The following is a 1,004-nucleotide window of genomic DNA, read 5'->3' as shown; positions in this document are numbered from 1 at the left end:
CATTCCGATTCTGTTCCCTCGAAACCTGATTCTTGAGCTAAGATATAAGCGGACTTGCCATCTAAACCATTGGAACCCGATTCACCTTGTAATGACGTTAACCATTCCGATTCTGTTCCCTCGAAACCTGATTCTTGAGCTAAGATATAAGCGGACTTGCCATCTAAACCATTGGAACCTGCAGCACCAGTCTCACCTTGCTCACCAGTTTCGCCTTTTAACGACGATAACCATTCTGACTCACTGCCTTCAAATCCATTATTTACAGCTATCGAATAAGCGGAAGAGCCATTAACACCATTTAAACCTGGAGCACCAGTCTCGCCTTTTTCACCTTGTTCTCCCTGCTCACCAGTTTCACCTTTTAAGGATGATAACCATTCTGACTCACTACCTTCAAAACCATTACTTACAGCTATCAAATAAGCGGATGAACCATCAACACCATTTGCTCCTGCAGAACCAGTCTCACCTTGTTCTCCTTGTTCTCCCTTCTCGCCAGTTTCACCTTTTAAAGATGATAACCACTCTGACTCACTGCCTTCAAAACCATTATTTACAGCTATTGCATATGCAGATGATCCGTCAATACCATTGGATCCGGCGGCACCGGTCTCTCCCTGATCACCAGTATCGCCTTTTAAAGACGATAACCACTCTGACTCACTACCTTCAAATCCATTACTTACAGCTATCGAATAAGCGGATGATCCGTCAATACCATTGAATCCGGCGGCACCGGTCTCACCTTTTAAAGATGATAACCATTCTGACTCACTGCCTTCAAAACCATTACTTACAGCTATAGCATAAGCAGAGGAACCATCAATTCCATTTACTCCTGCAGCGCCGGTCTCACCCTGTTCACCTTGTTCTCCCTGTTCACCAGTTTCGCCTTTTAAAGATGATAACCACTCCGACTCACTACCTTCAAAACCATTACTTACAGCTATTGCATAAGCGGATGATCCATCTGCACCATTTGCTCCAGTGGCACCCGTCTC

Annotated in this window: 1 pseudogene; it reads right to left on the bottom strand. The window is 44.7% G+C overall.

Annotated features, from left to right (window positions below):
- Nucleotides 1–1,004: pseudogene (locus IC221_RS29225) on the bottom strand (hypothetical protein); the annotation flags it as partial.

It is taken from the genome of Flammeovirga sp. EKP202 (genome assembly GCF_014534745.1).
Taxonomy (GTDB): domain Bacteria; phylum Bacteroidota; class Bacteroidia; order Cytophagales; family Flammeovirgaceae; genus Flammeovirga.
Note: the sequence above shows the minus strand (reverse complement) of the source record. Positions and strands in the feature narration are given on the sequence as shown.